The following is a 26150-nucleotide window of genomic DNA, read 5'->3' on the forward strand; positions in this document are numbered from 1 at the left end:
AGCACACACTCACGTCGACACCTGTCGAGTCACGCGTACGGGTCGCGCAGCGGCCGGGGCTCGCGCGCCCCGCGCGTGATCTCCTCCGGCAGGTCCGGGCCACCGGTGTAGTAGCGTCCCTGGGCCTCACCCTTGGCGATCAGCCAGCCGGCCCGGACGAGCTCTCGGATGTCGCGCTGGGCCTGCTGCTCGCTCAGCTCGGCATCCGCCTGATAGGTGGCACGGCGCACGCGGTTGCCCATGGCAGCCGGATAGAGGGCGTAGAGCATGCGGTCGGGCCAGCCCCGCTGCCCGATCGCCTCGTCGAGGGCGCTCCAGACCTCGCGGGTGGTGTTCACCTGGCGCTCGACCGTCTGGGCCTGCTGGTGATGGGCGCGCAGACAGAACCGGACCCACGGCAGCGTGTCCCGCTCCGGAGTCCAGACCGGGCCGCCGACCTCACCGAGAACGTCGTAGTAGCGGTAGGTGTTGCGGGCCCGGCCGAGCCATTCCTCGATGCTGGAGAACTCCGGCGCCATGATCCCCTCACGCGCCAGGACCAGGGTGTGCAGCGCACGGGACATCCGCCCGTTCCCGTCCGACCACGGGTGGATCGCCACCAGGTCCAGGTGCGCCATCGACGCCCGCACCAGTCCGGGCGCGTCGAGGTCGCCCCTGTTGAGCCACTCCATCAGCTCACCGGTGAGGGCCGGGACCTGCTCGGCGGCCGGCGCGGTGTAGGCGGCGATGGTCGGGTCCTCGGCCGAGGTGACGTACACCGCGCCGGTGCGCCACCAGCCGGGGCGCTTGAGCAGGTGGTGGCCCTGCATCATGAAGTGCAGCGCGTTGAGCAGTTCCTTGCTGTAGGCGAAGTCCTCACCGGCCTCCGCGAGGCGCTGGATGTAGGTCATGGCCTGCCGATAGCCCTCGATCTCGACCGTGACGGTGTCGCTCGCCTCGATCGGGCTCTCGCCGACCATGATGTCCTCGACATCCGACACGCTCGCCGCATAGCCCTCGATCGTATTCGACCCGGCGATCGCCCGCGCGGTCAGGTTGCGCCGCAGCTGCCCCTCCCACCGCTGGGGTGTGCGCAGGTGCAGGCGCAGCCGATCACGCGCCTCCTCGATCTCCGCGAGGACAGTCAGGTCGGAGTCTTCGAGTTCGGGCAGCGAGTAGAGCATAAGGCCATGACACCATCATGGAATCGTCACGTCAAAAAGTGGCCACGGGCCTCAGCTCCACCCACTGGAGTGAGCCACTCCCCAATGCCCCGGGATTCGTCCTCTGACGGGTCCCACACTGGATCGTGAGGCCCCTCAAGAGTGATGTCATGGCGTGCCCGCCGGTTCGGTCCCGCCCTGGTCCAGTCGGAACGGCGGGTACGAGTCGGTCATCAGGGTCGCGTACGCGACGACGCGCAGCACCCAGCGGTTCAACCCGACAAGCAGGTCGAAGATGCCGGCCGGATAGCGCGCGGTGAAGGCGAGCGCCACACCGGCGAACAGCGCCAGCAGGCCGATCAGCGAAACTCCCCCGTCCCGGCAGCCGGAACCCACGAAGAACCCGAGCACGACGTAGTGCGGCAGGGCCAGCAGCCACCACTTCACCAGGACGAGCCCCCGCGAGAGCTGCCCGGGGTAGACGATGTCCAGGCGCGCCGGAAAGTCCGGCTCCTCACCGAGGCTGAACGGCGGATACCGGTCGGTCCCCAGGCCGCCGTAGGCGTAGTACGACACCCGCCACGACCAGCGCAGCACCCCCAGGTTGAAGTCGAAGATCCCGCGTGGGTACCGGCCGGTGAACAGGATCGCGAAGAACGCGACCACGGTCAGCAGGACGAAGGCGATCCAGAGGACGAACAGGATGATCCAGTGCGGAATGGCGAGCAGCCATTTGACCAGCCACAGCCAGCGTGAGAGTGGCAGGTCCAGGTCGCCTTCCACGCTGACCGGAGAGGCTCCGGGGGCAACCATGGTGATCATCTCCTCGGTGGCCGAGTGCGCGGGGGCGGCCGGATCCACCCGTCGGCCCGGACACTCGCAGGTGGCCGCCCAGCGCGGAACGTCCCGCAGGCTTCCACGATCCGCCCGTCACTGAGCGGGGAGAAGGGCCGGACGGCCCCGGCCCCGCAAGGCGGCCAGGGAGCCAGCAAGCGCTCTGCCCGCTGCGCGGCGCATACGCCGACCGACGCGCCCGAGGTTCTCCGGTCTGCCGGAAGCGTCAGAGGTCGCGGGCTTCGACAGGCCGAGGTGAGCGACCAGACGGCCTTCCTCGCCGTCCCCCCGTACAACGCCGACGGGGTCATCGCTCACGTAGGAGGCGAGCCCGGCCCGTACCGCCCCCGAAGCCACTGCCCGCTTCGCCCTCTGCTGAAGGCGCGGGTCGCCGGTGTCGGCGTCGTGCCGCGTGGGATGCTGCGCGCAGCCAACGGCGGTCGAGGGGGTCTTACACGCTTTCGAGAGCGATCTCGGCCCAGATCGTCTTGCCCACGCGGCTGTGCCGGGTGCCCCAGCGCCGGGTGAACTGGGCGACGAGCAGCAGCCCGCGTCCGCCTTCGTCGAAGGTGCGAGCGCGGCGCAGGTGCGGGGCGGTGCTGCTGCTGTCGGAGACCTCGCAGATCAGGGCGCCGTCGTGGATCAGGCGCAGTTGGACGGGCGGGGCCCCGTAGCGGATGGCGTTGGTGACCAGTTCGCTGACGACGAGTTCGACGGTGAATACGTCATCGGTCATCCCCCAGGCCACCGCCTGGCGGGACGCGGCGGCGCGGGTCTCGGCCACGGCGGCGGGGTCGGAAGGCAGCTCCCAGGTCGCGACCTGGCCGGCGTCCAGCGCCTGGGTACGGGCCACGAGCAGGGCGACGTCATCGTCCGGCCGTTGGGAAAGTTCGGGGAGCAGGTCTTGGAGCAGGGTGTCGCAGAGGGCCTCCAAGGATGCGGCGGGGTGGGTCAGTGCGCGGCGCAGCCCGGCAAGGCCCTGGCCGAGGTCGCGCTCCGGGGTCCGAAGGAGGCCGTTGGTGTAGAGAGCGAGGAGGCTGCCGGGTTCGAGTTGCCGGTCGGTGGCTTCGAAGGGGAGTCCGCCGAGTCCAAGGGGTGGGCCGACGGGTACGTCGAGGAAGCTGACGTGCCCGTCGGGAGTGACGACGGCGGGTGGGGGATGGCCGGCGCAGGCAGCGGCGCAACGCTGCGAGATGGGGTCGTAGACCAGGTAGAGGCAGGTGGCGACGAGGTCGGTGACCATGTCGAGGGCCTGACCTGTGGTGTCGCCCTGGTCTGATGCGAGGTGGGTGACCAGGTCGTCGAGGTGGGTGAGTAGTTCGTCGGGAGGCAGGTCGACGTCCGCGAGGGTGCGCACGGCGGTGCGCAGGCGTCCCATGGTGGCCGACGCGCGTAGGCCGTGGCCGACCACGTCGCCGACGACCAGCGCGACCCGGGCGCCGGAGAGCGGGATCACGTCGAACCAGTCGCCGCCGACGCCCGCCCGGGTGTCGGCGGGGAGGTAGCGGCAGGCGGTCTGCACGGCCTGCCGGCCGGAAAGGCGCTGCGGGAGCAGACTGCGCTGAAGTGCGAGGGCGGTGGTGCGCTCGCGGGTGTACCGGCGGGCGTTGTCCACGGCGACGGCGGCGCGTGCCCCGATCTCCTCGGCGAGCAGCAGGTCGTCCTCGTCGAAGGGATCCGGTCGCCGGTGGCGGACGAGCACGGCCACGCCGATGGTGATGCCGCGGGCGTTCAGCGGGATGACGATGATCGAGTGCATCCCGTGCGTGCTCACCGCCGCGGCCCGCTCGGGGTCACCGGCCTTCCACGCGCCGATGGCCTGGTCCAGGGTGCGGTGCAGGGAGGAGCGGCCGGTGGCCAGGCAGCGGGCGGGCGGCGATGACGACGGGTAGTCATCCACGTCGCCGATATTGATCACGGACTCGGGTACCCCGGGCAGGACCGACTGGTGGGCCACGCGGCGAAGCGCCACGCTGCCGCCGGACAGCTGTGGCTCGACGCCGCCCAACAGCGAGTCCAGCAGGTCGACGGAGACGAAGTCTGCGAGGGCGGCCACTGCCGCGTCGGCCATCTCCTGGGCGGTCCGGGTGACGTCCAGGGTGGTGCCGACCTGGGCGCTGATCTTGTTCATCAGGGCCAGGCGCTCATGGGCCCGGTACTGCTGGGTGACATCGACGGCGGTGAGCTGGACACGGCGGACCTGGCCGGCCGGGTCCTCGAGGGGGGACAGCGTGACCGACCACACCTGGTCGCGGAGCCCGGCCCGCAGGGCCGTGTGCACCCGCAGATGCTCCGGCTGGCCGGTCTCCAGCGCCCGGAGCATGCCCTGCTCCAACTGGTCGCCGACTGGACCCGGCAGCAGGTCCGTCGGGCGTCGCCCGCGGATCTGCTGCTCGGACAGGCCGCTCTCGCCCACCATGCCGTCGCTGACGCGCAGCGCTCGCAGGTTGCTGTCGCAGATCGCCACGGGGAGGACGCACTGCACGAACGCGTCCGTTATGCCGTCGTCGTCATGCGCCGGCCAGTCCGTGCGGTCAACCGGTGTGGCCACGACGAGCCCCTGGGGCCTGCCGTCAACATCCAGTGACGGGTGCACCAGCAGCCAAGCTTCCAAGCGGTGTCCGTCCCGGTGTCGTAGCCATGCCCGAGCGCTTGGGCCGACTGCAGTGCTGTGCGGCTGCGGCGTCAGGGCTACGGAGTCGGAACCGAGCAAGGCCACCGCCCGGCGGCCGACAGCCTCGGGGTACGGGTACCCGAGCAGCCGCTCGGCCTGTGCACTCCAGCCGATGACCACGCCCCGCGCGTCGATCACCGCGGTGGCCGGACTTGTGTCCTCGGGCAGGCCCGTGAGTCTGCCGCTGGCGGCTGCATCACGCATGTCCCGCTGGCGCCTTCCCGGCCAGACTCGGACCCGTTCCCGAGAACCGGCACTCGACTGCGGCCGAAAGGACCGGCTGCCGCCTGTCCCGTCGATCTCCCCTCTCTCCACTTCTACTCCGCCGAGCCCATGCGCGCAGCCCCACGGTCCGCCCCCACGTTTGCCTCAGGCCTGCCACCAAGCGCAGGCGCTGTTCACTGCGAAGTGGGCCGGGTGGCAGACCTTGCGTCGCCAGTCGGCGGCACCGCACCTGCCGCATCCCGCGCCGGGGTGGCTGTCGGCCCGGGTCGCGGGATCAGCGGGCGTTTGAACTGCTGGGCAGGGGCTGCCCGGCAGTGGTCCGGGCGCTCTTGAAGGCGTCGAGGAGGACCAGGGCGGCCATGACCAGCAGGGCGCCCTCCACGGCGAGGCTGACCAGGCCGAGCGGTTCGGTCCAGTTGCCCTTGTCGTCGCTGTAGTCGGGCAGCCCGGGTCCCCTGGAGAGGACGAAGCCGAGCAGGGGGCCGAGGGCGACCCCTGCGGCGAGAAGCCACTCGACCGGTCCGACGCGCAGTCGGCCGCCGGCCAGGAGCAGCAGTGCGCATGCCACGCCGACCACCTCCAGCAGGTAGTAGCCAATGCCGACATAGTGCGGCGTCTTGTCCCCCGGGAAGCCTCCCTGGTCCTGGATGTGGATCCAGGACACCGCCAGGCACAGCAGCGCGGCCACCACTCTGGGCAGTAAACGGGCAGGGGCAAGGGCAAGCGTGGGCATCAGTGCCTCCGGGGATCGGGAAATCGGGGCCGAGCGGTGCAGCAACCAGGTCGCCGGGGACACTGATGAGCCCTGAGAAGTCCCCGGAAGTGCACGTCGGAGGGCTACCGCGGAACACGGAATTGATGTGGCGCCATCAATTCTGACGACATGTCAGTGGTGGTGCTACGTTCGTTTCCTCTGAGATTCCTCTGAATGGCGCCACCGTGCCGACGTCGCCGGGATCGAAGGCCGGGCCCGGCTGGGCCTTCCCGCTCGCACTGCGATCTCCGGACGTGTGACTCCCAGTGCACCCTGCGCTCACATGGCAGTCGCATGCGCGAGCTTTTGATGAACTCATCCGTCCGCAGTCGTGGCCGCAGCACCCCCGCAAAGCCCCGACCGACCAGGTCGCCGTGACAAGCGCAGCAGCGCCGGGCCGTGCTTCTGGCCGGCACCGGCGCGGGGCTGTTACCGGGGTGTTATGCGGCGGGGGTGACAGTGGTGCGGTCAGATCCCCGCAGAGTGATGGGAGCCGCCGGTGTCCACCGTGAGCACACCCTCCGCACGGCAGGCCCGCCACCGGGCAGGTCCGTCCCCGCGGCATCTGTCCGGCCTGCCGGGCGCCGGCCACCTCTGGTCGCGAGCGCTGCTGCTGGTCATCTGGGCCGGTGTACCGGCTGTCCTGGCGCTCTGGTGGCAGGACACCATCCCGGGCTCGCTGCGCGGCGGCGGCGACTACGTGACGGCGGCCGGACGCCTGTCCGGCCTGCTCGCCGCCTACCTGCTGCTGGTGCTGGTCGCGCTGATGGCGCGCATCCCCTGGCTGGAGAGCCGGGTGGGCTCCGACGTAGTGGCGCGCTACCACCGGACGCTGGGCGAGTACACGGTCGCCCTGGCGGTCGCCCATGCGGTGCTGATCACCCTCGGCTACGCGTGGCAGTCCGGCACGAACCCGATCGCCGAGACGGGCACTGTCCTGTTCCACTACCCGGACATGCTCCTGGCCGCCGCCGCCCTGGCCCTGCTGGTGCTGGTCGGCGTCGTATCGGCCCGCGCGGTGCGCCGCAGGCTGCCGTACGAGACCTGGTACCACGTCCACCTGCTCGTCTACGTCGCGATCGCACTCGCCTTCGCGCACGAGTTCTCCGTCGGCGCGGACTTCTCCACCTCGCCGCGCAACCGCCTGCTCTGGTCCGGCGCCCACATCGCGGTGGCCGCCGCAGTCCTCGTCTTCCGAGTCGTGGTGCCGGCGCGCCGCTCCTTGCACCACCAGGTGCGGGTGGCCCGCGTGGTCGCCGAGGGGCCCGGCGTTGTGTCGATCCACCTCACCGGACGCGGTCTGGACGAGTTGGGCGCCCAAGCCGGCCAGTTCCTGCGCTGGCGCTTCCTGGCCCGCGGCCTGTGGTGGCAGTCCCATCCCTACTCACTGTCCGCCGCCCCCGAGCGGGGGCAGTGGCGGATCACCGTGAAGAACCTCGGCGACTCGAGTGCTGCCCTCACCCGGCTGCGTCCCGGCACCCGGGTCTGGTTCGAGGGCCCTTACGGCGCCTTCACCGAGCAGCGCCGCCACCCGGCCCGCAAGGTGCTGCTGATCGCGGGCGGCGCCGGTATCACCCCGATCCGCGCGCTCTACGAGAGCCTGCCGGGCACCGGCTCCGACGTGCTCCTGCTCTACCGCGCCTCCCGGCCCGAGGACCTCGTCCTCTACCGCGAGCTGCAGGACATCGCCCGCCGGCGTGGCTTCGGCCTCTACCCCCTGGTCGGCCCGCGCACCGGCCCCCAGGGCGACCCGCTGTCCGCCGACCGGCTGCGCGCGGAAGTTCCCGACATCGCCCAGCGGGACGTGTACCTGTGCGGGCCGGGCGGGATGGCCGAGGCCACCGAGCAGCAGCTGCGGCGGCTGGGCGTCCCCCGGCGGCGGATCCACCGCGAAGCGTTCGAGTTCTAGGAGGGCACGCACCATGCGCAAGACCACGATGGCCCTGCTCTCCACCAGCGCCGGCCTCGCCTTGCTCATCGGGGCCAAGGCCGAGTCCGCCGGCGCCCCTAAGCCCGCGCTGGCCGTGACCTCCCATCTCCCGGGCGCACCCTCACCGGCGGGTGACAACCCCACGAACTCCGCCGCTCCCGCCACCGGCGAGTCACCCCCACCGGCCACCACCCCCTCGCCCGGCCCCACGACGGCTACGGCCGGCGGGCGCTTCACCGGCAGCGTGGTCGACACCCCCTACGGTCCCGTGCAGGTCCAGGCCGTGCTGAGCGCTGGCAGGCTCACGGACGTCACCGTGCTGCAGCAGACCAGGGGCGGCCACAGCTCACAGATCGACTCCTACGCCCTGCCCCAGCTCAAGTCCGAGGCGCTGAAGGCGCAGAGCGCCAACATCGACGCCGTCTCGGGCGCGACCTACACGTCCGACGGCTACGCGCAGTCGCTCCAGGCCGCGCTCGACGCGGCCCACCGGTGACCGCCGTGCGCACCGCCACCGACCACGTCATGGGCACCGTCGTCTCCCTCGCCGCCCCCGACACCACCGACCCCGCCCACTTCCAGGACGCCGCCACCGCGGCGTTCACCCACCTCCACCACGTCGACCAGGTCTTCTCACCGTATCTGCCCGACAGCCCGATCAGCCGCATCCGCGACGGACGCCTGTCCCTGGCCGGCCTCGTCCACCACCCCGACGGCCCGCAGATCCGCGAAGTCCTCGACCTGTGCGAGCGGTTGAAGCAGGGCAGCGGCGGCGCGTTCGACGCCTGGGCAGTCGGCGACCCGCCCCGATTCGACCCGTGCGGCGCGGTGAAGGGCTGGGCCACAGAACACGCCTCCGCCCTGGCCGCCGCGCACGGCCTACCCCGACACATCCTCAACGCAGGCGGCGACATCCGCCTTCACAGCGGCAACGACCCAGCCCCGTGGCGGGTCGGGATCACCGACCCGCACCACCCCGGCAGCGTGCTGACCGTGCTGCACCTGCGGGACGGCGCCGTGGCCACCTCCGGCACCGCAGAGCGCGGCGCCCACGTCTTCGACCCGCGCACCGCACGCCCCGCCACCGCGCTGGCCCAGGTCACCGTCACCGGCCCCGATCTCACGCTCGCCGACGGCTACGCCACCGCAGCCCTTGCCATGGCCACCGACCCTCGCGGCCGGGCCGCCACCCACGCCTGGCTGGCCGCCCTGGCCGCCCGCGCCGGCTACCAGGCGCTGACCATCGACCCGTTCGGCGCCACCTGGCACACCACCGGCCTGCCCGACCTGCTCACCGCACCTGCCACCGCCATGCCCTCGTCCGCGAGAGGATGACCCCATGCGGATCCTGATCGCCGAGGACGAACAACGCCTGGCCGCGCGCATCGCCGAAGGGCTGCGCGACCAGGGCATGGCCGTGGACGTCAGCCACGACGGCGACGGCGCCCTATACAAGATCGACGTCAACGCCTCCTACGACGTCCTCGTCCTGGACCGCGACCTGCCCGGCACCTCGGGCGACGAGATCTGCCGACGCCTGTCCGGCCGCAACGACGCCCCCATGATTCTCATGCTCACCGCACTGTCCGACCCCGGCGACCGCATCGACGGCCTCAGCCTGGGCGCCGACGACTACCTCGGCAAGCCCTTCTCCTTCCCCGAACTCACCCTGCGCATCAGGGCACTGGCCCGCCGCGGCCGCTCCCACACCGCCCTGCTCACCCACGGCGACCTCACCATGGACACCCTGCGCCGCACCGTCCACCGCGCCGGCCACCCGATCGCCCTGACCGCCAAGGAGTTCACCCTCCTCCAGGTCCTGCTCACCGCCAACGGTGCCGTCCTCAGCCAGGAGCAACTCCTGGAACGCGCCTGGGACGAACACGCCGACCCCTTCACCAACACCGTCCGCGTCACGGTCAACCGGCTGCGCCGCAAACTCGGCCAGCCCGAACTGGTGGAGACCGTCGTCGGCGCCGGCTACCGGATCGCCCCATGACCCGCCACCTGCCCAAGCCCCCCAGTTGGCTCCGTTGGCCGGCCATGACCATCCGCACCCGACTGACCCTCACCTACGCCGCCCTGTTCACCACCGGCGGCACCCTCCTGCTCTTCGCCCTCACCTTCGCCTTCTACCGCGCGATCTTCCGCCCCCTGCCCGCCAACCAGATCCCCAGCCGGTTCGACCCCGATCACGACCACTTCGTCGGCCTGAGCGACGAGATCCGCTCCTCCGCCGCGGAACACCTGCTGCGCGACGCCTTCCTGCTGCTCCTGGTCGTGGTCGCCGTCTCGGCCCTGCTCGGCTGGTGGTTCGCCGGCCGCCTGCTGCGGCCGATCGCCGCCATCACCGCCGCCGCCCGCCGCGCCGGCCAGGCCACCCTCCACGAACGGCTGAACCTCACCGGACCGGCCGACGAGCTCAAGGAGCTCGGCGACACCTTCGACGCGATGCTTGAGCGCCTCGACACCGCCTTCGCCGCCCAGCGCCGCTTCGTCGCCAACGCCAGCCACGAACTGCGCACCCCCCTCGCCGTCACCCGCACCGCTACCGAGGTCACCCTCGCCAAACCCGAACCCACCCAGGCCCAGTGGCGCGCCATGGCCCACGACGTAACCCAGGCCACCGACCGTGCCCAGCGGCTGATCGAGGCCCTGCTCATCCTGGCCCGCTCCGAACAGCGCCTCACCGACATCGAGGACGACGACCTCGCCGACATCACCGCCGAGGCCCTCGACCACACCGCCGCCCGCGCTCGGGCCCGCGACCTGCGCATGGTCACCGACCTGACGCCCGCGCCCCTGCACGGCAACCTCGCCCTGCTCGACATCGCGGTCACCAACCTGCTGGAGAACGCAGTCAAGTACAACCACGACGCCGGACTGCTCCAGGTGGCCACCCGCACCGTCCGCAACCCCGATGATGCCCCGCACCCCGGCCCCTGGGCCGAACTGACCGTCACCAACGACGGCCCCCACCTCGACCCCGCCACCGTCGACCAGCTCCTCGAACCCTTCCACCGCGGCGACCACACCCGCCTCACCGCCGCGGAGGGCGCGGGCCTGGGCCTGTCCATCGTCCGCGCCGTCACCCACGCCCACCACGGACACCTGACCGCCACCGCCCGCCCCGACGGCGGACTGACCATCACCGTCCTGCTACCGGCCCAAACCCACTGACCGATCGACCTGGCGCACCGGGCTACACTCGCACCGGTGCGGGCCCCTGGACGTCCCGTGCGGACCGAGTCGCTCGCATCGGCCAAGGCGGGGACCTGGATTCCCCTGGGAGCGCAGGACGCGACGTCAGCCGTCCTGCCGGACCGGTTGATGCGCCCGGGCAGGCTCTCGTCATGGCAGGGCACCAGCCACGCGCGGGTGAACAACTCGCCACGCACGCGGTGCAGATGGGGGCGTTCGAGGGCAGCTCGGGCGCGCAGGAGCGGGTCGCGGGTGCCGCTGGCGGTCAGGGCGGCGTTGACCACCCAGCCGCACGACTCGATGCCGGCCCGTCCGAGGTGTCCGGGTACGCACTCACCGAGGTGGTCGCGGAGGCCGACAACATCGAGGCCCACCCCACCACACGCCCACCCTCGTCCTGAAACTCCTCACCGACGGCACCTCCCCTACGACGTCCGCCACGCCATGAGCAGCCCCCCGTCGCGCCCGTGCGGCACCCCGCCCTGTCGACCACCGCGGACACCTTTGGAGTTCTGGCTGCCGACCCGCGTCCCTGCGCAGGAACCAGCGTGCGCCGCCGGCTGTGGCAGTGGTGGCAGTCGGTGCTGCTGACTTGTATCGAGCCGGGCAGCCCGGTGAAGATTGCCAGCTGGGTCGAGGCCGGGCCGGGCAGCAGGTTGGTGGCGGCGATGCCGTCCTCGAACTCGGCCGCGCCGATCCAGCCCCGGTGCTCGACGCACAGCTTCCGCAGCAGGGCGATGTGCGTGGGCGGCCCGCCGAACCCGATGGAGCCGATCCGCCCCCACTCCTTGGCAATCGTGCCCAGCCCGACCCGCCCACCGGCCACGGCTGCGTCCTCGGCCGCCGCTTCGCCCACGCTGCCTGTTTCCTGGTCCACGGCGCGCGACCCTACCGGAGTGAGGTGAACCGGCGTGGACACCCGGGACGCCATGCCCTCCTCGACCCCGGGGCCGGCGGGCGCGGCCGGGGCCTCCCCTGAGTTCGAACCTCACCTGGTCGGCGATGTCCTCGTCGGTGCGCAGATGGACCTTCAGCAGGTCGCTGCGGCTGACGATGCCGACCAGCCGGCCGAGGCAGTCTCGGGGCTCCTACCCCACCAGCCCGCCGAGCACCGCGCTCAGGCCGAGCGCCGTAGCAGTTCTGCTCTTCATCACGATTCTTCTCACGGACCGACACCGGCCGACACAACGAGAGTGCGCCCAACACGTGTCCGCGCAGCGGCGCCGCCGTGCGACCGATGAACGCCAGCGGTGCCACGATCGGTGCCCACCGGTGGCGGCCGGTTGTTCAGGGGACGAGGGAGAAATAGCTCTCCTCCTCCTGCTGGAAGTGCAGGCGCAGGACGGCGTGGAGTCCGTAGAGGCAGGCGGTGAGGTCGTCGATCTGCTCGGGCCTCAGGTAGCCTTCCTCGTCGGCGAGGTGGAGGTGGGTGGTGATGCGGCGGGCAAGGCGGTCGATCTCGGTGTGGGCGCGGCTCATGGTCTCGGTGGCTTCGGGGCCGCCGAGGCGGTGGGTCAGGGCGGGGTAGAGCTGGAGTTCCTCGGCGTGTTCGTGCGGGAGGAGGCGGTCGGTGAGGAGGCGGTCGATCTCCCGGACGGCGGCCAGGGCGCGTGGGCCGTGTTCGGTGGTGAGCAGGCCGGCCGCCTCGCGGATGACGTCGAGGGTGTCGCGCAGGTCGTCGTGTTCGTCGGCGAAGCGGTGGAGGAGGTCTTCGGTATCGGGTTCGAGCGGCGGGCGGGCGCCGCGCGCGGGCAGCAGGGCACGCAGGGCATTGAGGATGACCAGGACGTCGATGGCCTCCTGAAGGAGCGCGCCGGCGGCCGGGGGCAGCAGGCCGAACAGGGCGGCGACCATGGCGAGCAGCGACAGGGCCATGCCGCCGGCGGCGCTCTGGACGGCGATGCGGCGGGCGCGGACGGCGATTTCCATGGCGTCGGACAGGCGGTCCACTCGGTCGGTGGTGAGGACGATGTCGGCGGCTTCGGAGGAGGCGCTGGAGCCGCGTGCGCCCATCGCCGCGCCGATGTCGGCGGCGGCCAGGGCGGGCGCGTCGTTGACGCCGTCGCCGACCATGAGGGTGACTGCCTTGGCGGATTCGGCGCGGACCGCGGCGACCTTGTCGGCGGGTGACTGCCCCGATCTGACCTCGTCCAGGCCCAGGACGGCCCCGACCTCGCGGGCGGGCTCGGGTCGGTCGCCGGTGAGCATGACCAGCCGGGTCAGTCCGGCTTCGCGCAGCCGTTGCACGGTGTGCGGGGCGTCGCGGCGCAGCGGGTCGCGCAGCAGGACGGCGCCGGTGAGGGTGTCATCAACGGTGAGCCAGGCGATGGCGGCACCGTCGAGGATCGCACGGTTGTCGACGGCCCGCGCCCACGCGGGCAGGGCGGCCGATGCTAGGTCGCTCTTTCCGACGGTGAGCCGGTGGCCGTCAACGGTACCGGCGGGGCCCCGTCCGGGCTTCTCGGTACTGTCCTGCGGGAGCGAGAGGGCGAGGGTCGCGGGTGCGGGCCTCGTGGACGATGGCCTGGGCCAGGACGTGGGTGGACACCTGGTCGAGTGAGGCCGCCAGGCGCAGCACCTCGGTCGGGGCGCGGCCAGGGGCAGCGGCGACTTCCAGGACACGGGGGCGGCCGGCGGTGAGGGTGCCGGTCTTGTCGATCACCAGGGTGCGGGCCCGGCCCAGGTTCTCCAGCGCCACGCCGTCGCGGACGATGACGCCCCGCCGTGCGGCGCGCGACAGTCCCGAGACGATCGCGACCGGCGCGGCCAGCAGCAGGGGGCAGGGGGTCGCCACCACCAGGACCGCCACGGCCCGCGTGGCGGAGCCGCTCAGCAGCCAGGCCACGCCGGCGAGCGCGAGGGAGAGCGGCAGGAACCAGGCGGCGTAGCGCTCGGCGAGGCGCACGGTGGGTGCCCGCTGCGCGCCGGCCTGCTCGGCGAGGCGAACGATCTCCGCGTACGTGCTGTCCTCGGCGGTGGCGGTCGCCGTGATCTCGAAGACTCCGCCGGCGTTGACGACACCGCTGCGCACAGGGTCCTCGACTGCGCGCTCCACCTGTTCGGACTCGCCGGTGAGCACGGACTCGTCGAGCACGGCCGTGCCGTCGCTGACCCTGCCGTCGACCGGGACCACGTCGCCAGGGCCGACGACGACCACGTCGCCGACCGCGACGTCGGCCGGCGGGACGACGGCCACCTCCTGGCCCCTGCGGCGGCGGGCGGAGCGCGGCGCGTGTTCCAGGAGTGCGCGCAGGTCGTGGGAGGCACGGCGTTCGGCGGCGGCGTCCAGAGCGCGTCCGGTGGCGAGCATCAGTGCGATCAGGGCACCCGCCAGGAACTCGCCCACCGCCAGAGTGCCGACCAGGGCCAGGACCGCGATCAGGTCGACGCCGGCCCGTCCCTTGCGCAGCGCGACCACGACCCAGGCCACCGCCGGAACGATGGCCAGCACGGTGCCGGCGGCCCAGCACAGGTCGGCGGCGGTCTGACTGCCGGCCAGCCAGGCGATCCCGCCAGCGGCAAGCGCCGCGGCGGTTGCCACGAGCAGACCCGGCTCCAGCCATCGGCGCGCACGCGCCGCCACTGGCTGAGCCTGGTCACGGCCGGTCGTCAGGCCCTTCGTATCCGGCACGACATCCTCCGGTCTCCCCAGGTAGCGCCGACAGCAGCCGCAACGGCGGCCCGGACCTTCACCTCATCGCCCACCGGCCCACATCGCCTCCCTCAATGGTCCACTCCGACGCAGGACGCGGCCACCAGGTGGCCGGCTCTGTGGCCGAAAGCCATGGCCGACGGCCGCCGTAGCCGAACGCCGCACTCGAGGGGTCCTTCGCCCGCTGCCCGGCGCCCGCGTCGGGCCGTAGCGTGGAAACGGACCCGCCGAGCCACGGAGGTGCGGGATGGGGAACGCCGCGATACGCACCGAGGGGCTGAGCAAGCGCTTCGGCCGGGTGGTCGCCCTGGACGGCCTGGACCTGTCGGTCGAGCAGGGGGAGATCTTCGGTTTCCTGGGGCCCAACGGGGCAGGGAAGTCGACCACGATCCGCCTACTCCTCCATCTCATCCGGCCGACCACCGGCTCCGCGTGGATCATGGGTGTCCCGGTGGCCGACGTGGAGCGGGCCCACGGTCACCTCTCCTACGTCCCGGGCGATGTCTCGCTGTGGCCGCAGCTGACCGGTCTGGAGATCCTCACGTACCTGGGCAACCTGTCCGGTGCCGTCGACATCGCTTTCCGGGACGAGCTCGTCGAGCGGCTGCGGCTCGATCCGGGCCTGCGGGCGCGCTCGTATTCCAAGGGCAACCGGCAGAAGATCGCGCTGGTCGCGGCGTTCATGACCCGGCCGGACGTCCTGCTGCTGGACGAGCCGACGGCCGGCCTGGACCCGTTGATGGAGGCCGAGTTCCAGGCTCTGGCCCGCGAGGCCGCCGCGCGGGGACAGACCGTCTTCCTGTCGTCGCACATCCTGGACGAGGTCGAGGACCTCTGCCATCGCGTGGCGATCCTGCGTGAGGGCAGGCTGGTCGAGATCGCGGCCCTGGCGGACCTGCGCCGCCTCGGCAGCACGGTCTTCGAAGCCGTCCTGGACGGCCCGGTTCCCAAACTCGCCCCTCTGGCGGGCGTGACCGCCGTGGAGCCGATCGACGGCGGCGTGCGGGTGTCGGTGACCGGTCCGCCGGCTGCCGTGCTCGCGCGGCTCGCCGGCGCGGGGCTGGTGCGTCTGCGCAGCCGCGAGCCGACCTTGGAGGAGATCTTCCTGACCTACTACGAGGCAACCCCCGCCCAGCGCGAAGCCGTCGCCGCCGCTCACGGCTCCAGGCCCGCAAAGGTGCACGAGGACGGAAAAGGCGCGGAGCAATGACCGGAACCGCAGCCGTGTCCCCCGCGTCCGGGGCCGGCGTTCCGTCCGGGCACGGACGGCATGCGGAGGTGGCGCTCGCGCGGCTCTCGACCCGGCTGGTCCGGCGGGGCACGGGCCTGCTGGCACTGGCGGTCGCGACCTACACGGCGGTCGAGGTCTTCTCCTACCTGGGCACCTACCCCGACGCCGCCTCCCGGGCCAGACTGGCCACGCTCCAGGACAATCCCGCGTTGCGGATGCTGCAGGGCATCCCGCACGCCATCGACACCCCGGGCGGCTTCGTGGCCTGGGACGGCGGCTGGGTCCTGGTGTCCGTCGTGGGGATCTGGGCGCTGCTCACCACCGGGCGGCTGCTGCGCGGCGAGGAGGAATCCGGACGAGCCGAACTCGTCCTTGCGAGCCCCTTGCGGGCGGGCCGAGCCGTCCTCGTGGACCTTGCGGTCCTCGCCTGCGCCATCGCCGTGGTCGGCACTGCGGTCGCCGTGGTCCTGGCGACAGCAGGGACGGGCGCGGGCGGCTCGGTCCTGTTCGGGCTCGCCGTCGCGGGCTTCGCGGCGACCTTCGCGGGCGTCGCCGCGATCACCGCCCAGGCGTTCGAGGTCCGACGGCGGGCGACCGGCGCCGCCGCGGCGGTGTTCGGGCTGATGTTCCTCGTGCGGATGCTCGCCAACAGCAGCGACTCACGCGGCTGGGCGCGCTGGCTCACCCCATTCGGCTGGATGGACGAACTGCACCCCTACCGGGACCCGAGGTGGCCGGCCCTGGCGGCACTGCTGGCGGTGCCCGTCCTGCTGGGTGCGGTGGCCGTCCGGCTGCGCCGGGCCCGCGACACCGGCGGGGCCCTGCTGGCCGAGCCGGACCGCCGGCCGGCCCGGGTCCGGCTGCTGGGCGGACCAGCCGCGTTCGCCTGGCGCAGCACCCGGGGTGTGCTGGTCGGCTGGCTGATCGGTGTCGCGGCCTACGCGTTCGTGATCGGCTCGACGCTCAGGACCGTCACCGATCTCATCGCCGACGACCCGGCCTACCGCAAGGTGCTCCAGGCCCTCGGCTGGGACGCGGCACAGGCCACGAAGGGCTACCTCAGCATCATGGCCGTACTGATCGGCCTGCTCCTGGCCCTGTACGCGTGCTGGCGGATCGGCGCCGCCCGTACGGAGGAGGCCGCCGGACGCCTCGACATCACCCTTGCCCGACCGGTCTCCCGCCGCCGCTGGCTCGTCGGCCACCTCCTGCTGACCATGGCCGCGACAATGCTGATCGCTGTGGCCGCCTCTCTGGCGCTGTGGACCGGCACCGCGATCGGCGGAGCGGACGTCGGTATCACCGACACGCTCGGGTCGGTGCTGAACACCCTGCCCGTCGCCGTCCTCCTCACCGGCGTGGCGCTCCTCCTGTACGGCGCGCGGCCGCGCCTGACCGTCGCGGCCTCGGTAGCGGTCGCGGTCACCGCGTACCTCGTCCAGCTGATCGGGCCCGCTCTGCACTGGCCCCGTTGGGTCCTGGACGCGTCCCCGTTCCACCACCTCGCCACCGTCCCGGCCGAGTCCTTCGCCCCGGTCTCCACCGTGGTCATGACCGGGATCGGCGTCGCCCTGATGACGGTCGGCGTCGCCGCCTTCGAGCGGCGCGACCTCGCGGGCGCATAGGAGCGCCAGAGGCGGTGCCGAGCAGGCGGCGCGGCGGCTCGACTGGGTCGCGTCGCCCGGACGCTCGGCCGGTGAGACCTCGTCCACCGCTCCGGTCAGACGCCGGAGACGTTGGCGATCTGCCCGACCGCGGCGGTTATGGCCATGGCCAGCCCGCCGCCGAGGACGACGCGCAGGGTCGGACGCAGGACGCCGGTCCCGGCGGCGCGGGCAGCCAGGATGCCTGCAATGGCGAGGCCGAGGAGAGTGACGGCGACGATCAGCCACAGCCGGGCGGTGGTGGTGCCGGCGAGGAGGCCGAGGAAGGGGAGGAGTCCCCCGATCAGGAAGCTCGTGGCGGAGGCCAGGGCGGCCTGCAGCGGCCTGGCGGCGGTGTGCTCGCTCTGGCCGAGTTCGTCACGCAGGTGGGCCTGGAGCGGATCGGCCTCGTGGAGGGCGACCGCGACCTGTCGCGCGAGGTCGCCGGGAACGCCGCGGGCCTGGTAGATGGCGGTGAGTTCGGCGAGCTCGGCCTCAGGGTTCTCGGCGAGTTCGCGCTGTTCCCTGGCCCGGTCGGCGGTCTCGACGTCGACCTGCGAGCTGACGGACACGTACTCACCGGCGGCCATCGACAACGCGCCCGCCGACAGTCCCGCGAGGCCGCCGGTGACCACCGTCGAGGTGCTCGCCCCGCTCGCCGCGATGCCCACCATCAGGCTCGCGATGGACACCAGCCCGTCGTTGGCGCCGAGCACGGCGGCCCGCAGCCAACCGGCCCGGCCCGCGCTGTGGCTCTCCTGGTGCGGGTTGAGCATGTCGAAGAAGGTCATGAGTCGGGCGCTCCCGTCGGATCGTCAAGGTCATTCTCGGCGTGCCGGCCGGTGGGCGCATCCGGCTGTCCAGCCTCGGGCGGTGACCGAGGCGGCACGCGGCACGGCGGTCAGGTCTGGGCCCGGTCGATGTGGAGTGCGAGTCGGGGGCAGGCGCGGACGGCGCGCCGGGCGTGGGCGTGGAGGCCGGGTGGGACGGCGGTGTCGTGGAGGACGGGGTAGTCCCATTCGTCGAGGCTGATGAGTTCGGGCAGCAGTTCGGCGCACTGGCCGTGGCCGGTGCAGGCGATGCGGTCGACCCGCAGTAGGGCGCGGGCGGAGGTCATCGCCATTCCCTGATCCGGGCGGTGGGTGGCGCGGGCAGGACCGCCGGGCGGCGGCAGGGGCCGCGGTGGAGGTGGTGGTCGACGTCGTCGGCGAAGGCCGTCAGGGCACCGACAGCCAGGCGGGCGGCGCCGTCGGGGTGGCGGCAGGCGCCCCGGCCGGGCAGCAGGCCGACGCGGTGACGCAGCCGTTCCACCTGGTCGGGGGTGGCGTGGCCGTCTGCGAGGGCGGTGAAATCGGCGGCGACGGAAGGCAGGCCGAAGCGGCAGGGCCCGCACTGCTGGGCTCCGTTCGCGGCCAGGTAGGTGAGCATGCGGGCGGTCTCGGTCAGCGGACAGGCGTCCCGGGGCAGGGCGGTGATGACGCCTGCTCCGGGCGCGGCTTCGGCGGGTGCGAGGCCGGCGCGGGTGAAGGGCAGGGCGAGTGCCCGGCTGGCGGGCAGCCAGGTGCCGGCGTAGCCGCCGACCAGGACGGCCTGGAGTGGTTCGCTGGGACCGCCGACCTGCTGGAGGAGCGCACCGATTGTGGTGCCGGACTCGACTTCGAGGACACCGGGGTCGCGGACGGCCCCACCGACGGTGACCAGGACGGTGCCGACGGCGTCGGCGGTTCCGGCCCGACGGAACCAGTGGGGTCCGTGGCGGGCGATGAGTGCGAGGTGCGCGAGGGTCTCGACGTTCTGGATCAGGGTGGGCCGCCCGTGCACGCCTTTCTCGTGAGTGCGGGGCGGGGTGCCGAGCGGGCTGGCCGAGCCGCCGTTCAGCCAGTGGACCGGTGCGGTGGATTCGCTGGTGACGTAGCCGTGCGGCAGCCCCTGGAGGACGACCGGGACGGTGTCGAGGCCGGCCGCACGGCGTTCATCGATCGCGGCCGCCAGCTCCCGCTGCTGCGCGGTTCGGGTGCGCGGCACGCACAGGTGGACGCGGTCGGCGCCGACGGCCTCGGCGGCGAGTACCGCCCCGTCCAGGACGAGGTGCGGGGCGGCGGCAAGGAGGGTCTGGTCCTTGCGGCTGGCCGGTTCGCTCTCCATGCCGTTGGCGATGACGACGGCACGGCGGCGCTGGGTGGCGACGGCGCGCATCTTGCGGGCGGTCGGGAACCCGGCGCCGCCGCGTCCGGTCAGCCCGGCCTCCTCGACAGCCGCGATCAGCGCGGCACCCGGGTGGGGCGGCGGGCCGTGCCGGTCCAGGTGATCGGCGAGGTCCGCGGGGCGGCCGGTGGTGCGCCAGGCTTCGAGGAGCCTGGCCGTACCGGTCGTGCCCTGGACGGTGCGGGCGGGTGCCGGGTTCATCGGATGCCTCCCAGGGCGGTCAGGGACAGGGCGGCGGCGCGGTGGGACCAGCCGGGCTGCAGCGGTCCGGTGGCCAGGAACGCGGTGACCAGGACGGGCAGCGCTCGCCGCGCACGGTGACGTCGACTCGCTGCACCCGGCCCTCCAGGCGGGCGCTCTGGGCTCGGCGCGGCCCGAAGAAGTACCAGCCCAGGCCGGCGATCAGAACAGCGGCGGCCACCATGACGACGATGTCGGCGACACCCATGGCGCCCACCTCCAGGCTCTCGTCCCGTCCTTCCACTGTCCCGCGCCCGCACACCCGCTGGGGGGGTAGGGGGCCAGTGGACGGCGAGCAGGGGCCGATGGGCCCATACCCGCCCAGCCGCCACGCAGCAGCATGGAGGTGGGAACGAAGGTAGGGAGGCGATCTCGATGATGTACTGGCACGACGGCGGTATGAACGGCTGGGGCTGGTTCGGGATGAGCATCGGCATGCTGCTGTTCACGGCGCTGCTCGTCTTCGGTGGCGTGCTGCTGTTCAGGTCGCTGGACCGGTCCACCACCCACGCCGTCCCGCCGGCCCCGCCGACCGCCGCCGGCCTTCCGTCGGCCGAGCAGGTGCTCGCCGACCGGTTCGCCCGCGGCGAGATCGACGACCAGGAGTACCGCAAGCGGCTCGCCGCCCTGCGCGACACCGCCCACCCATGAACCGGCCCACCAACGCCGGTGGTCGGTTCCCTGACCTCGGGAGTGCGCCATGAGGAACAGCCGGAACTACGGTCTGTACGCGATCGCGGCCGCGATCGCCGTCGTCGGTGCCCTCGCCCTGGGCATGCCGGTCGGCACTCTGGCGCTGCTCGGCATCGTCGTCGCCTGCCCGCTGATGATGTTCTTGATGATGCGCGGCATGGCCGGCACGGGCGACCCCCAGCACCACGACACCCGCGACGATCACAATCCGTTCCACAAGAACGACGACCACCACGACCACCCGGTCGCCCGGTGAGGTGAGCAGCGTGTGGGGCGCCGTCCTCGCGGTCACCGCCGCCACGCTGATCCTCGCGGCCGTGGTCCATGACGCGGCGCGGCTCACCATCCCCGACGAGCCGCGCCGCCCGCCAGGCTTCGCAGACGCCCCACCGCCCTTGAGTCCCTCGAGAGCCGGTGTGCCGGGCTGCTGGTGAACGGCCTCATCGACCCGGCCGCCTACCAGCGGTCGACCTTACCCACGACCGGCAGACCCACCAGGCCCCCGCGATCCCCGCGAGGAGGTGACGGAGATGGACGAGGCGGCGTACGGCCTGTGGCCGCTGGTGATCCTCAACACCATCCTGTTCGTGGTGTTCGCCGCCAGCTTCTTCCACCCCCGAAGCCGCCGGGACTGGCGCGCGATGGGCGCCTACAGCGCGTTCCTCGTAGCCCTGTTCACCGAGATGTACGGCGTCCCGCTCACGATCTACCTGCTGGGCAGCTGGCTCGGCTCCACCTTCCCACTCCTCAAGGACACCCACGCCGGCGGACACCTGTGGAACGACCTCGTCGGCTGGAGCGGCGACCCGCACCTCTCTCCCTTCCACCTCGCCTCCTACGTGGCGATCGGCGCCGGGTTCTGGCTGCTGGCCGCCGCCTGGCGCGTCCTGCACCAGGCCGCCCAGCAGCACCGCCTGGCCACCACCGGCCCCTACGCCCGGGTGCGTCACCCGCAGTACGACGGCTTCCTGCTCGTCATGATCGGCTTCCTGCTGCAGTGGCCGACCATCCCCACCCTCGTCATGTTCCCGGTCCTCGTGTACGTGTACATCCGCCTCGCCCGCAGCGAGGAACGCGAAGTCGCCGCCGAGTTCGGCGAAGCCTGGACCGCCTACGCCGCCCGCACCCCCGCCTTCCGGCCCCGTCTGCACCGGCACGGCCAGGGGCAGCCACCGCGGCACAACGCCCACCTGGGGAGCACTCCGTGCCTGGCCGCCCCTTCCGCGCACGGCACACCCCGGGGAGGACATGATGCCCGGCATCGCGCAGGCCGCGATCGTCCTCGGCGTCCTGGTGGGGATCGCCGTCCTGTTCGCCGTCCTCGCCCGCACCGACCGCAACCAGCGCGGCCCGCATCCGAGGTAGCCCGGCCGTGCCACGGTCGCCGCCGGCCTCGTCCACGGCCCCGCCGACACCGCGCGGGATTGCCCGGTTCCGTCGAGAGTGGACACCAGGGGCCGGTCGTGACGGCCCCGGGGAAGTGAAGGGAGGCGGGGCAATGGCAGGCATCATGCGCCGGATCGCCGACCTGTTCCGCATGAAGACGCACAAGGCCCTGGACCGGGCGGAGGACCCGCGCGAGGTCCTCGACTACTCCTACGAGCAGCAGCTCGCCCTCGTCCAGAAGGTACGACGCGGCCTGGCCGACGTGGCCACCAGCCGCAAACGCGTCGACCTGCAGATCACCCGGCTCGGCCAGTCCTCCACCACCCTGGAAGGCCAGGCACGCCAGGCCCTCGCCGCCGGCCGCGAGGACCTCGCCCGCGAAGCGCTCTCCCGGCGGGCCGCGGTGACCTCCCAGGTCACCGACCTCCAAAACCAGCAGGCATCACTGCAGGCAGAGGAGGAGAAGCTGACCCTCGCCTCCCAACGCCTGCAGGCACGGGTCGACGCCTTCCGCACCCGCAAGGAGACGATCAAGGCGAACTACACCGCCGCCGAGGCCCAGACCCGCATCAGTGAAGCCGTCACCGGGATCTCCGAGGAGATGGGCGACGTCGGCCAAGCCGTCCAGAGGGCGCAGGACAAGACCGAACAGCTGCAAGCCCGCGCCGGGGCGCTGGACGAACTCATGGCCTCCGGCGCACTGGAGGACGCCACCCTGCCCACCGCCCGCGACGACATCCAGGCCCAGCTGGACGCCGCCGCCCAGGGCCACGACATCGAGGCCGACCTCGCCCGGATGAAGGCCCAGCTGGGCACGAGCGCCCCGGCACCCGCCCTCGACAGCAGCACACCCGCCCCACCTCCGGACCAGAAGGACGCACCGTGATCGTACGGATCCTCGGCGAAGGCCAGTACACCCTCGCCGACCACCACCTCGACGAGCTCAACCGGCTCGACGCCCGCCTCCAGGACGCCGTCGACACCGGCGACGACGAGGCGTTCACCACCACCCTGCGCGCCCTGCTCGACGCGGTACGCCGCCTGGGCACCCCGCTGCCCACCGAGAGCCTCCTCCCCTCCGAACTCGTCCTGCCCGACGCAGACATGCCCCTCGCGCAGGTGAGCGCACTGCTCGGAGACGAGGGCCTCATCCCGGGATGACCGCGATGCCCGGCCGGCCCGACCCCGGATTCCCAGAAAATCAGCCGCCCCTCGTGCTGCAGGCGGCGGGGATCGAGAAGGCCTACCCGCGCGGCCTCTGGCCCCGCAGGCAGCGGCTCCCCGTGCTGCGCGGCGTCGACCTCGCCCTGGCCCCCGGCGAAGTGGTCGGCCTCGTCGGCGAGAACGGCTCCGGCAAGAGCACCCTGATGAAGATCCTCGTCGGCGCCCTGGCCGCCGACGCCGGCTCCGTCCGCCACACCGGCCTCTCGGCTACTGCCCGCAGGAACCCGTCCTGTACGAACGCCTCACCTGCGACGAGCACTTCGAGCTCTACGGCCACGCCTACGCCATGCCCGCCGGCACCGGACGGACCGCCCGGCGCGAGCTGTACGAGTCACGGCTGAGCAGGACGGCCTGCTGCGCGCGGCCGGCCAGGTCGCCGAGTTCGGCGCTCTCGACGGCGGCCTCGGCGAGGGCTACGGGTGGGTGCGGTCGGTGCGGTCGTCCTGGGCCACTGCCTGCTGACCGACGTCACCTACCAGGGCGGATACCTCTCCGGGTGCAACGCGTTGCAGTACGTTGCCCGGGGACGCCGGCTCACGCTGCTCTTCCAGGTGATGCCGATCGTCTTCCTGGTCGGCGGCTACGCCAACGCGGTCTCCTGGAGAGCACACCGCGAAGACGGCGGGGACTGGACGGGCACAGGGTAGGGCGGCGCGCCCTGCGGTTGCTGTGGCCGGCCACCGTCTGCGTCACGGTGGCTGCCCTCCTGTTCTCGGGGCCCGAGCGACCGGCCCGCGTACCGAGGAGCTTACCCAGGCGGGCTGGTTCATGGCCCTTCACCTGTGGGTCCTGCCGGTCTACCTGCTGCTGATCGCGCTGACGCCCGCACTGCTCGCCCGTGCACGACAGATGGGGATTGATCGTGCCCGCCTTGACGGCGGCCGGGGCCACAGCGGTGGACGCGGCGGTGCTCGGCGCGCATCGTTGCGCGGGGCTGGGTCGGTCTGGCGCGTCACGAGCAGCCCCGCGGTCACCGCGCTTGTGCTGAGCCTGCGGCCGGACTCGTCCGTGAACTCTGGCGACGGTCCGTCAGTTCGGAGTACGGCCCATCGCGGTCACTTCTCGGAGCCGGTGGTGATCTCGATCCGCCGGGCCTGTTCCGGCTTCTCGGCCTCGCGGATCGGCGCTCTCACCGTGAGCACGCCCTTGTCGTAGGTCGCTGTGATGTCCTGCTCTTTCGTTCCCTCGGGCAGCCTGACGCTGCGGGTGAAGGAGCCGTAGCGGAACTCGGTGCGCTGTTTGTCCTTCTTCTCCTCGCTGCGTTCGGCGCGCACGGTCAGGACGCCGCCCTCGATCGTGATCTCGACGTCCTTGGCGGGGTCGATCCCGGGTAGTTCGGACCGCCGCGACCCGGTGAAACGATCTGCGGCCACCCCAGCCACCTTCTCGATCACGCTGGTTCGGCGCCACTCGCTCATGCGGGCCGACCGTCATCCCGCCGCGTCACCACTCCCCGCGCCCCAGCCGGGCGAGCCGGTAGTCCAGCCGGTCCTTCAGCAGTCCGATCGCCTCGTGCATCGTCTCGGCCGCCACCCGGGCCCGTGCGGGCCGCCCGTTCACATCCGAAATGGCCCGGGCAACGGCCGACTGCCGCACCGCCGGATCCCGCCCCTGCGTCAGCGTCACCCGCACCGAGAGCACCGGCTCGCGCGCTCGATGTGCCACCGCCAGCACCGTGGTCCGCGCGTACTCGGCAGACTCCGCCGACACATTGCCCCAAACTCCACCTCGATCTCCAGCGTCGCCCTGTCCGCTGGACGATCCACCTGGTCCTCCCACCGGTGCATGATCACACCGACGACTCCCCGCCGGACTCCGCCCGCCGGGCGCCCGGCTCCTCCTGCGCAGCCGCGCCGGGACCCGCGGGAATCCTGGCCTTCAGCCGCTTCAGCTCCTCTTCTACATCCTGGCCGGTGGCGATGCGCTCCAACTCGATCCGGACGTCGTCAGGTCCTGCCGGGGCCGTGGCGTCCTCCAGCGCACCGGAGGCCATCAGCTCGTCGAGCGCCCGCGACCGAGCCTGCAACTGCTCGGTGCGGTCCTGGGCCCGCTGCACGGCAGCGCCGATGTCGCCCATCTCCGCCCCGACTCCGGACACGGCCTCACTGATGCGTGTTTCGGCCTCGGCCCGGGTGTACTCGGCCTTCAGCGTCTCCTTGCGCACGCGGAAGGCATCCACCTGCGCCTCCAGCCGCTGGGATGCCTTCGTGAGCCGTTCCTCCTCGGCCCGCAGCAGTGGCGCCTGATCCTCCAGCGAAGCGACCTGCCCCTGCACACCCGCCCGCCGGGCCAGCGCCTCCCGGGCCAGGTCCTCCCGCCCGGCGGCCAGTGCCTGCTGCGCCTGCTCCTCCAGCTTTACGGCCGATTCCCGCAACCGCGCGATCTGCAGCTCCCCCCGCTCGCGGCCGGCCGCCACGTCCGCCAGGGCACGCCGCACCTGCTGGAGCAGTTCCAGCTGCTGGGTGTAGGCAAAATCAAGTACCTCCCGCGGATCCTCTGCCCGGTCCAGCACCTTGCTCGCCTTGATCCGGAACAGCTCGGCCATACGGTCCGCGATCCCGGTCATGGCCACCCACTCCCTCCGGCGAGGCACCCGGCACGTGCCGCCAGGCCACCAGTACCTCCACCGTCCCTCTGCCGGCGACCCGGCACAACCCGGTGCCTCGCAGCACGGCAGGCATTCCCTACCCCTCGTGCGACGAGGCCAGACGCTGCCCCAACTGCTCCACGAAGTCGTCGTAGCAGGCCACCACGTCCTCAAGATCGACCATCTGCGGCAGGTCGACCACCGGCTGCCGCTCGGCCGGAAACTCGGCCGTCTCCGCCACGACCCGCTGCTCGTCAGCCGGTGCAACGTGAAGCAGTTCGACGACCTCCTCGTCGGTCCGGAACCGCGACTCGACCACCTCCCCGCCGGCACGGGCTCGCACCAGGTATTCGTGGTCACCCAGCGGCTCGACCTCGAAGTGCTCCGACATCACCGGCTCCTCTCGCACGGCGCGACCGTCCCCGACTTGCAGGCGCCGCCCACCAGCGCTCTGCAACGTCCACGATTCCCGCTACCCAACGACCGCGCGACACCCACACGCGTCTATGACCGCCGGTCGGCCCGCCCG

General features: G+C 72.3%; 26 protein-coding genes and 2 pseudogenes. 14 read left to right on the forward strand and 14 right to left on the reverse strand.

The features are described from left to right. Nucleotides 1-29: 29 nt before the first annotated feature. From ACIBEC_RS40515 to ACIBEC_RS40530, 4 genes are all read right to left on the reverse strand, one after another. Nucleotides 30-1163 carry a Fic family protein gene (locus tag ACIBEC_RS40515; protein ID WP_360505069.1) on the reverse strand — a complete coding sequence of 378 codons (1134 nt, stop codon included), beginning with the start codon at nucleotides 1161-1163 and terminating at the stop codon, nucleotides 30-32. A 147-nt stretch (nucleotides 1164-1310) separates the two neighbouring features. Further along, a complete protein-coding gene (locus ACIBEC_RS40520) occupies nucleotides 1311-1955 on the reverse strand; it encodes a DUF4389 domain-containing protein (protein ID WP_360505067.1) in 645 nt (214 codons plus the stop codon). 472 nt (nucleotides 1956-2427) lie between these two features. Further along, on the reverse strand, nucleotides 2428-4854 hold the full coding sequence (locus ACIBEC_RS40525; RefSeq protein ID WP_360505065.1) for a SpoIIE family protein phosphatase: 2427 nt from the start codon (nucleotides 4852-4854) through the stop codon (nucleotides 2428-2430). Between the two features lie 295 nt (nucleotides 4855-5149). Next, nucleotides 5150-5608, reverse strand: coding sequence for a hypothetical protein (locus ACIBEC_RS40530; RefSeq protein WP_360505063.1), 459 nt, complete (start codon nucleotides 5606-5608; stop codon nucleotides 5150-5152). A 520-nt stretch (nucleotides 5609-6128) separates the two neighbouring features. Here ACIBEC_RS40530 and ACIBEC_RS40535 point away from each other — a divergent pair. From ACIBEC_RS40535 to ACIBEC_RS40555, 5 genes are read left to right on the forward strand one after another with little or no spacing between them, the layout of a single operon-like run. Beyond that, nucleotides 6129-7538, forward strand: coding sequence for a ferric reductase-like transmembrane domain-containing protein (locus ACIBEC_RS40535; RefSeq protein ID WP_396290198.1), 1410 nt, complete (start codon nucleotides 6129-6131; stop codon nucleotides 7536-7538). A 13-nt stretch (nucleotides 7539-7551) separates the two neighbouring features. Further along, nucleotides 7552-8055 (forward strand): FMN-binding protein, encoded by a 504-nt coding sequence (locus tag ACIBEC_RS40540; protein WP_360505060.1) that lies wholly within the window; start codon nucleotides 7552-7554, stop codon nucleotides 8053-8055. A 5-nt stretch (nucleotides 8056-8060) separates the two neighbouring features. Next, nucleotides 8061-8894: an FAD:protein FMN transferase gene (locus ACIBEC_RS40545; protein WP_360505058.1), complete on the forward strand. Its 834-nt coding sequence runs from the start codon at nucleotides 8061-8063 to the stop codon at nucleotides 8892-8894. 4 nt (nucleotides 8895-8898) lie between these two features. Next, complete coding sequence (locus tag ACIBEC_RS40550) at nucleotides 8899-9558, forward strand: response regulator transcription factor (RefSeq protein WP_360505056.1); 660 nt, start codon at nucleotides 8899-8901, stop codon at nucleotides 9556-9558. A 44-nt stretch (nucleotides 9559-9602) separates the two neighbouring features. Beyond that, nucleotides 9603-10739 (forward strand): HAMP domain-containing sensor histidine kinase, encoded by a 1137-nt coding sequence (locus ACIBEC_RS40555; protein WP_360505054.1) that lies wholly within the window; start codon nucleotides 9603-9605, stop codon nucleotides 10737-10739. Nucleotides 10740-11025: 286 nt separating this feature from the next. Here the strand turns inward: ACIBEC_RS40555 and ACIBEC_RS40560 are convergent, their stop codons facing one another. Together ACIBEC_RS40560 and ACIBEC_RS40565 are read right to left on the reverse strand one after the other, a co-directional pair. Next, nucleotides 11026-11637, reverse strand: coding sequence for a chromate transporter (locus ACIBEC_RS40560; protein ID WP_360505052.1), 612 nt, complete (start codon nucleotides 11635-11637; stop codon nucleotides 11026-11028). Nucleotides 11638-12047: 410 nt separating this feature from the next. After that, nucleotides 12048-14343: pseudogene (locus tag ACIBEC_RS40565) on the reverse strand (heavy metal translocating P-type ATPase). A 316-nt stretch (nucleotides 14344-14659) separates the two neighbouring features. On the opposite strand from ACIBEC_RS40565, the gene ACIBEC_RS40570 reads away from it, so the two are divergent. Continuing rightward, a complete protein-coding gene (locus tag ACIBEC_RS40570) occupies nucleotides 14660-15622 on the forward strand; it encodes an ABC transporter ATP-binding protein (protein ID WP_360505050.1) in 963 nt (320 codons plus the stop codon). Beyond that, the gene (locus ACIBEC_RS40575) at nucleotides 15619-17268 is read left to right on the forward strand and encodes a hypothetical protein (RefSeq protein ID WP_360505048.1); all 1650 of its coding nucleotides are present in this window, start codon (nucleotides 15619-15621) and stop codon (nucleotides 17266-17268) included. The genes ACIBEC_RS40570 and ACIBEC_RS40575 overlap by 4 nt, the downstream gene beginning before the upstream one ends. A 95-nt stretch (nucleotides 17269-17363) precedes the next feature. Here ACIBEC_RS40575 and ACIBEC_RS40580 read toward each other — a convergent pair whose 3' ends face one another. From ACIBEC_RS40580 to ACIBEC_RS40595, 4 genes are all read right to left on the reverse strand, one after another. Then, nucleotides 17364-18077 (reverse strand): VIT family protein, encoded by a 714-nt coding sequence (locus ACIBEC_RS40580; RefSeq protein WP_360505046.1) that lies wholly within the window; start codon nucleotides 18075-18077, stop codon nucleotides 17364-17366. 110 nt (nucleotides 18078-18187) lie between these two features. Continuing rightward, on the reverse strand, nucleotides 18188-18403 hold the full coding sequence (locus tag ACIBEC_RS40585) for a ferredoxin (RefSeq protein ID WP_360505044.1): 216 nt from the start codon (nucleotides 18401-18403) through the stop codon (nucleotides 18188-18190). Then, entirely contained in the window at nucleotides 18400-19692 is a 1293-nt protein-coding gene (locus ACIBEC_RS40590) for an NADH-ubiquinone oxidoreductase-F iron-sulfur binding region domain-containing protein (RefSeq protein ID WP_360505042.1), read from the reverse strand. Before ACIBEC_RS40590 ends, ACIBEC_RS40585 begins: the two co-directional genes overlap by 4 nt. A gap of 19 nt (nucleotides 19693-19711) precedes the next feature. Next, nucleotides 19712-19939, reverse strand: coding sequence for a hypothetical protein (locus tag ACIBEC_RS40595; RefSeq protein ID WP_360505041.1), 228 nt, complete (start codon nucleotides 19937-19939; stop codon nucleotides 19712-19714). A 167-nt stretch (nucleotides 19940-20106) separates the two neighbouring features. Here ACIBEC_RS40595 and ACIBEC_RS40600 point away from each other — a divergent pair, with 167 nt between their 5' ends. From ACIBEC_RS40600 to ACIBEC_RS40630, 7 genes and pseudogenes are all read left to right on the forward strand, one after another. Beyond that, a complete protein-coding gene (locus tag ACIBEC_RS40600; RefSeq protein ID WP_360505039.1) occupies nucleotides 20107-20382 on the forward strand; it encodes an SHOCT domain-containing protein in 276 nt (91 codons plus the stop codon). Between the two features lie 49 nt (nucleotides 20383-20431). Beyond that, nucleotides 20432-20680: a DUF2933 domain-containing protein gene (locus ACIBEC_RS40605; RefSeq protein ID WP_360505037.1), complete on the forward strand. Its 249-nt coding sequence runs from the start codon at nucleotides 20432-20434 to the stop codon at nucleotides 20678-20680. Nucleotides 20681-20954: 274 nt separating this feature from the next. Further along, a pseudogene (locus tag ACIBEC_RS40610) lies at nucleotides 20955-21569 on the forward strand (methyltransferase family protein); the annotation flags it as partial. A 353-nt stretch (nucleotides 21570-21922) separates the two neighbouring features. Continuing rightward, nucleotides 21923-22696, forward strand: a complete 774-nt coding sequence (locus ACIBEC_RS40615) for a PspA/IM30 family protein (RefSeq protein WP_360505035.1) — start codon at nucleotides 21923-21925, stop codon at nucleotides 22694-22696. Next, a complete protein-coding gene (locus tag ACIBEC_RS40620) occupies nucleotides 22693-22971 on the forward strand; it encodes a hypothetical protein (protein ID WP_360505033.1) in 279 nt (92 codons plus the stop codon). The genes ACIBEC_RS40615 and ACIBEC_RS40620 overlap by 4 nt, the downstream gene beginning before the upstream one ends. Next, nucleotides 22968-23375 (forward strand): ATP-binding cassette domain-containing protein, encoded by a 408-nt coding sequence (locus ACIBEC_RS40625; RefSeq protein WP_360505031.1) that lies wholly within the window; start codon nucleotides 22968-22970, stop codon nucleotides 23373-23375. The genes ACIBEC_RS40620 and ACIBEC_RS40625 overlap by 4 nt, the downstream gene beginning before the upstream one ends. A 78-nt stretch (nucleotides 23376-23453) precedes the next feature. Next, a complete protein-coding gene (locus tag ACIBEC_RS40630; RefSeq protein ID WP_360505029.1) occupies nucleotides 23454-23681 on the forward strand; it encodes a hypothetical protein in 228 nt (75 codons plus the stop codon). A gap of 408 nt (nucleotides 23682-24089) precedes the next feature. On the opposite strand, the gene ACIBEC_RS40635 is transcribed toward ACIBEC_RS40630, so the two are convergent. The 4 genes from ACIBEC_RS40635 to ACIBEC_RS40650 all read right to left on the reverse strand — a co-directional run bounded on the left by ACIBEC_RS40635 (nucleotide 24090) and on the right by ACIBEC_RS40650 (nucleotide 26012). After that, the gene (locus tag ACIBEC_RS40635) at nucleotides 24090-24407 is read right to left on the reverse strand and encodes an Hsp20/alpha crystallin family protein (protein ID WP_360505027.1); all 318 of its coding nucleotides are present in this window, start codon (nucleotides 24405-24407) and stop codon (nucleotides 24090-24092) included. 70 nt (nucleotides 24408-24477) lie between these two features. Continuing rightward, nucleotides 24478-24744, reverse strand: a complete 267-nt coding sequence (locus ACIBEC_RS40640) for a hypothetical protein (protein WP_360505025.1) — start codon at nucleotides 24742-24744, stop codon at nucleotides 24478-24480. A 79-nt stretch (nucleotides 24745-24823) separates the two neighbouring features. Then, nucleotides 24824-25600, reverse strand: a complete 777-nt coding sequence (locus ACIBEC_RS40645; RefSeq protein WP_360505139.1) for a PspA/IM30 family protein — start codon at nucleotides 25598-25600, stop codon at nucleotides 24824-24826. Nucleotides 25601-25718: 118 nt separating this feature from the next. After that, the gene (locus ACIBEC_RS40650) at nucleotides 25719-26012 is read right to left on the reverse strand and encodes a hypothetical protein (RefSeq protein WP_360505024.1); all 294 of its coding nucleotides are present in this window, start codon (nucleotides 26010-26012) and stop codon (nucleotides 25719-25721) included. Between the last annotated feature and the right edge of the window lie 138 nt (nucleotides 26013-26150).

This window comes from Kitasatospora sp. NPDC051164, assembly GCF_044455625.1.
Classification (GTDB): domain Bacteria; phylum Actinomycetota; class Actinomycetes; order Streptomycetales; family Streptomycetaceae; genus Kitasatospora.